5 protein-coding genes are annotated in these 5,779 nt (G+C 42.9%); 1 reads left to right on the plus strand and 4 read right to left on the minus strand.

Annotated features, from left to right (window positions below):
- Positions 1 to 68 precede the first annotated feature (68 nt).
- From SSIN_RS00150 to spxB, 3 genes are all read right to left on the minus strand, one after another.
- Positions 69 to 1,508 carry a 6-phospho-beta-glucosidase gene (locus SSIN_RS00150; protein WP_037614400.1) on the minus strand — a complete coding sequence of 480 codons (1,440 nt, stop codon included), beginning with the start codon at positions 1,506 to 1,508 and terminating at the stop codon, positions 69 to 71.
- 260 nt (positions 1,509 to 1,768) lie between these two features.
- Positions 1,769 to 2,029 (minus strand): SemiSWEET family transporter, encoded by a 261-nt coding sequence (locus tag SSIN_RS00155; RefSeq protein WP_037614401.1) that lies wholly within the window; start codon positions 2,027 to 2,029, stop codon positions 1,769 to 1,771.
- Positions 2,030 to 2,232: 203 nt separating this feature from the next.
- Entirely contained in the window at positions 2,233 to 4,008 is a 1,776-nt protein-coding gene (spxB, locus tag SSIN_RS00160) for a pyruvate oxidase (protein ID WP_037614403.1), read from the minus strand.
- Positions 4,009 to 4,354: 346 nt separating this feature from the next.
- Here spxB and SSIN_RS00165 point away from each other — a divergent pair, with 346 nt between their 5' ends.
- A complete protein-coding gene (locus tag SSIN_RS00165) occupies positions 4,355 to 4,792 on the plus strand; it encodes a GNAT family N-acetyltransferase (protein WP_037614405.1) in 438 nt (145 codons plus the stop codon).
- Between the two features lie 75 nt (positions 4,793 to 4,867).
- Here SSIN_RS00165 and ldcB read toward each other — a convergent pair.
- A partial coding sequence (gene ldcB / locus SSIN_RS00170) for an LD-carboxypeptidase LdcB/DacB (protein ID WP_037614407.1) occupies positions 4,868 to 5,779 on the minus strand: 912 nt, incomplete at its 5' end.

A 5,779-nucleotide genomic window follows, 5' to 3' on the forward strand; every position in this document is an offset into this window, starting at 1 on the left:
CACTGCGTCTTGCTCGACAATCCAAAGACAATTGAGAGGCTAGGACTTTTGTCCCAGCCTCCTTGATGTTATTTGACAGATGCTCCGTTAGTCGCGATGACTTCCTTGTACCAGTCAAAGGATTTCTTCTTGGAGCGCTTGAGTGTTCCCTTTCCTTCATTATCTCGATCCACATAGATAAAGCCATAGCGCTTCTTCATCTCACCAGTGCCAGCGGATACTAGGTCGATACAGCCCCAAGTCGTGTAGCCCCACAGCACCACACCGTCCTCATTGATGGCTTCCCGCATGGCCTTAACATGGGCCGCCAGGTAGTCAATCCTGTAATCATCAGCCACATAGCCATTTTCATCAGGACTATCCACTGCACCCAGACCATTCTCCACGATAAACATCGGCTTTTGATAACGATCCCAGATGGTATTAAGCGTAATGCGCAAGCCCAGAGGATCAATCTGCCAGCCCCAGTCAGAGGCCTCCAAATAAGGGTTCTTGAGAGAAGCAAAGATATTGCCCGCTGTCAGTTCATTGACCTTAGGGTCGCCCGAAGCTACCCGGCTAGAGTAGTAAGAGAAGGAAATGAAGTCCACCGTATGCTCCTTGAGTAGCTGCAGGTCTTCTTCTGTCATTTCGACAGTGATGCCCTCGCGCTCCCATTTCTTCTTAGCATAGTTAGGATACTCACCACGCGCCTGCACATCGATAAAGAAATAGTTTTCTCTATCTTCCTGCATGGCCGCCCAATAGTCAGCTGGATGAGCTGTATTGGGATAGTATTGACCCGCCGCTAGCATACAGCCGACCTTATTTTCCGGATCAATCTCATGAGCCAGCTTAGTAGCAATGGCTGACGCGACCAGCTCATGATGGGCTGCTTGGTACTTGATCTGCTCCTCATTTTCGCCTTCTTCAAAGCAGAGCCCCGCCCCCATAAATGGTGCATGGAGAATCATGTTAATTTCATTGAAGGTCAGCCAGTACTTGACCAAGCCCTTGTAGCGAGTAAAAAGTGTGCGGCAGAGACGCTCGTAAAATTCCAGCATCTTACGGCTGCGCCAACCGCCATATTGCTCAATCAAGTGCATGGGACAGTCAAAGTGAGTAATGGTCACCAAGGGCTCAATGCCGTACTTGTGGCATTCCTTAAAAAGGTCTTCGTAAAATTTCAGGCCAGCTTCATTGGGCTCCAACTCATCTCCTTTCGGGAAAATCCGGCTCCAAGCAATGGACAGACGATAGGTCTTAAAGCCCATCTCGCCAAAGAGGGCAATGTCCTCCTTAAAGCGATGGTACATATCAATAGCTTCCTTGGCTGGGTAGAAATAGCCTTCCTCAAAGTCAAACATCTTTTTCTTACCCGTGATGATGGCCAAACGGTCCTCACCAATCGGCACCACATCTACGTTGGCCAGCCCGCGACCATCCGCATCATAAGCGCCCTCGCACTGGTTGGCAGCTGTCGCTCCGCCCCACAAGAAACCATCAGGAAAAGTCAGTTTTTCAGTCATATCTCTACTCACTTTCTTATTTTGATTGTTCATTTACTTATATTATACCGCAATCTCAAGACCTTTACTTGTGAAATACTGCGGAATAATGATACTATTCTAGTTTTGCCAACATATTTTTCACTCTGATTCTTTCTTTATCCCTCTAAAATAAAGTCATCTTTTCCAATGAGCCCAGACATCAAACAAAGTTTTTCTGCAAACTGAGAAAAAGAAAAAAAGAAGACTGAAAAAAACAGTCTCCTCCTATTCCTTTTATTTTAAATCAAGGCAGTGATTGCAGTCACCAGACCAAAAATGATCCCTGGTGCATTTGCTGCTGCAAGCGGAATGTCTCTTTCTTGCTTGAAAAGGCCGTAGTAGACCCAGAGACTACAGTTGATGGCCGCAACGAGTGGTTGAATGAAATTTCCTTTTTGCCCAGCTAGATTATTCATGATTTGTGGGAAATAGGACACGTACATCATCACGGACATAAAAGTTGCAACCCAACCTAGTATTTTCATTTGATTTTCAGTCATTTCCAAAACCTCTTTCGTTTTTTCGTGTTATATTTTATAATGATAGACCAAAACAATCAAGTGTTTTTATCGCTTTGTTATGAAGATGTAAACTATCACAATCTTGTGATAAGTAAGAAGACAAAAAAGACCGGATTGCTCCGATCTTTTTAACTTCTACTCTAAGAAAATCAAAGATTTGATTTCCAATGAAATGAGAGGAATTATTTGATTGCGCGTGATTGCAACCCTTCTTCTTCCAAGAAGAGGCGGAATGGTACGAGTTCTTCTGCTTCGTATTTTTCCTTGAAGGCTTTGATTACTTCTTCTGAGTGAAGTTTTGGATCCAACTCAAGAACTTCTACCGGAAGCGGACGGTGTTGCGTGATGCGGGCATCAATGACAACTGTCTTACCTTCTTTGTTGAGTTTTACAGCTTCTGCAACGACTGCGTCGATATCTTCGATACGGTCAACTGTAAATCCAACAGCTCCTTGAGCTTCTGCGATTTTCGCGTAGTCAGCGTTTGTGAAGTCTACACCAAACAAGTGTTTGTTGGTATCTTCGTATTTGTTCTTGATGAAGCCATACTCAGCATTTGAGAAGACAACGTTGATAACTGGAAGGTTGTATTGAACGTTCGTGATCACGTCTGGGTAGCACATATTGAATGCACCGTCACCCATGATGTTCCATACTTGGCGGTCTGGGTTGTCTTTCTTAGCAGCAATACCACCAGGAAGGGCGATACCCATTGTCGCAAAGAGTGGAGATGTACGCCACATGTTCTTAGGTGTCATGTGAAGGTGACGAGTTGATGTTTGAGTTGAGTTACCTACGTCGATTGAGTAAATAGCATCTTCATCAGCATATTTGTTAATAGCATTGTAAACTTGGTACAATTGTAATTCACCCTCAGTCTTACCTTCGAGTTTGTTCATGTAATCGCGCCAGTTTTGGTTGTTCTTCACGTTTGCACGCCACCATGGAGTAGACTCAACTGCATCTACCTTATCAAGAATCGCTTTAGCTGCTTGGCCTGCATCACCAAGGATTGAAGCGTCTAGTGCATGACGTTTACCAAGTTTGTAAGGGTCGATATCGACTTGGATGAATTTTTCAGTGTTCTTGAAGGCTTCGTAAACTTCAGCAAATGGGAAGTTTGAACCAAGGAAAAGAACTGTATCTGCTTCAAAAACCACTTCGTTGGCTGGTTTCCAACCAACACGGTAAGCAGAACCTGTCAACCCTTCGTAGTTCCATTCGAAAGCTTCAAAGTTTTTACCAGTTGTGATGATTGGTGCTTTGATTTTACGTGACAATTCTGTAATCACTTCACCAGCTTTGACACCACCGTAACCAGCGTAGATAACTGGGCGTTCAGCATTGTTCAAGATTTCAACAGCTTTGTCGATTTCAACTTCGTTCAAGGCAGGAGCGATGAATGAACGTTCGTAAGAACCTGAACCGTAGTATGAGTTTTTGTCGATTTCTTGGAAACCGAAGTTTACTGGAATTTCAACAACAGCTGGACCTTTTTTAGAAACTGCAGCACGGCAAGCTTCGTCGATAACTTTTGGCAATTGCTCAGCGTAAGCTACACGTTTGTTGTAGACAGCGATACCGTTGTACATTGGGTTTTGGTTGAGCTCTTGGAAGGCATCCATGTTGAGTTCGTTGACTGGACGTGATCCAAGGATAGCAAGGAATGGAGTGTTGTCCATAGCTGCATCGTAAACACCATTAATCAAGTGAGTCGCACCTGGACCACCTGAACCTACTGCAACCCCGATTGAGCCGCCGAATTTAGCTTGCATAACCGCAGCAAGAGCGCCTGTTTCTTCGTGGCGAACTTGCAAGAAACGGATATCTTTGTCTTCAGCCAAAGCATCCATGAGTGAGCTGAGTGTTCCTGATGGGATACCGTAGATGGTGTCTACACCCCATGTTTTCAATACGTTGAGCATTGCTGCAGATGCAGTAATTTTTCCTTGAGTCATGATAACTCTCCTTCAAAAATTTTAATGATTCGTTGAAAACTTTCAGACAATATAATGAAAACGTTTCAACAAATCTTACTATATCAATTTATCATCTTTTGACCCTCCTGTATAAGAATATGCTCAATAAAGCTTGATAACTATTACATAACAAAAATAAGATTTTTCTGATTTTTCTAATGTATTTTATAATAGATTTCAGAAAAGGCTTAAAATGGACATTAGCTGCAGCACTTCCGCGCTTTAAAATAATAGTGCTAGCCAGAACAAGCTAGAAATTTGCTTGTGAAAAATGTTATAATAGCGCTAGAAAACCTGAAGAAATCATGAAATTATAGGTGAAAATATGCTAAGAGAAGCGACTCCAAATGAATTGGAAGAATTACTACATTTATACCTCTCCCTGCACGAGACTGCCATCCCAGAAAAGAATCCTGCTTTACAAAAAGTGTGGCAACGGATGATAGACGATCCAGATCATCATATTATTGTCAAGATAGTTGATGAGAGAATTGTTTCCTCTTGTATTTGTGTCGTGATACCTAATCTCACAAGAGGGCTACGTCCCTATGCCTTAATAGAAAATGTCGTCACCCATCACGATTTTAGAGGCAGAGGCTATGCTACTGAATGTCTTGATTTTGCTAAGAAAATAGCGACTGAAACAAATTGCTACAAAATGATGCTACTAACGAGCTCCAAGCAAGAAAGCACTTGGAATTTTTATAAACACGCCGGATACAATAACCAAGATAAAACTGCCTTTATCCAATGGTTAGAATAAGGCAGCCATGAGCGTCTAAAGAATATAGAAAAACGAGTGTGACAACAAAATCACACTCGTTTTGAAATATCTGGATTAACCGATGGAAATATACCGCCTGTTTCCGCCATAAGAGAGATAGGAAATCCATCTCATACCATCCGCATCAAGGACTCGATCGTAATGAACCGATTCCCCAGCTGTGTAATAAGCCAATTCTGGACTGGACTGCTTGGGTTCTGCTTTGATAGAGGAGCGTTTGGTGAAATAGTAAGTTCCCTGAGCAGGAAGACTTGGTTTGCTTTGGGATGAATTTGACGGAGCTGTCGCATAATTCCCACCTTCAAAGCCATAATATTCTTCCAAACTTAAACCAGAATGATAAATGTCCGGAGCTTCTTGACCGATATAGCGAATATGCCAAGCTTCAGGCATATAGCCTGTCGAAGCTTCCTTGCCAGGCTGATAGCGAACGACAAATCCATATCGATGGGCATTATTTTTTAGCCAAGTGCTTGCTGCGGTATCTTCCAACAGATTGCCAGACTTATCTGTCAAGTCAAAAACGAGACCTGTTTGGTGCTCACTATAGCCAGGACGGGCAGAATAGCGGTCCGCTGCGGCTTGACCATCCGTATTTACATAATGCTGGTACAAGTTTCTTTGGTAGTCATAAGATCTGAAGCCGCTGTAGCCATAGCCAACATTATAACCTTGCGCTATCATATCGTTTCTCAGACGGACAAAGGCTTCCTTGGCAGTTGGATTTTCACCAGGATTATAGTTTGAAGCTAGTGGATGTTTTTTATTTGCAATGACAATCTCATTATATTTACCCTGAACATAGTAATAAGATCCATTGTAGCGAACTTTCTTTATAAAGGCTGCATCTATATTTGCTGTCGTCTTGGTGCTACCAACTCCGACCATACGACCATCATCCTGAACATAGTAGAGGTGGATGTTGTATTCACCTGTGGAATACTTGTGGTCGCGTAGATTGACCTG

Source organism: Streptococcus sinensis (genome assembly GCF_000767835.1).
Taxonomy (GTDB): Bacteria; Bacillota; Bacilli; order Lactobacillales; family Streptococcaceae; genus Streptococcus; species Streptococcus sinensis.

Bases quoted from the DNA above. Each gene is read 5' to 3' on its own strand.
- SSIN_RS00165 (WP_037614405.1), top strand. From the start codon at position 4,355: ATGCTAAGAGAAGCGACTCCAAATGAATTGGAAGAATTACTACATTTA.
- SSIN_RS00155 (WP_037614401.1), bottom strand. From the start codon at position 2,029: ATGACTGAAAATCAAATGAAAATACTAGGTTGGGTTGCAACTTTTATG.
- SSIN_RS00150 (WP_037614400.1), bottom strand. From the start codon at position 1,508: ATGACTGAAAAACTGACTTTTCCTGATGGTTTCTTGTGGGGCGGAGCG.
- spxB (WP_037614403.1), bottom strand. From the start codon at position 4,008: ATGACTCAAGGAAAAATTACTGCATCTGCAGCAATGCTCAACGTATTG.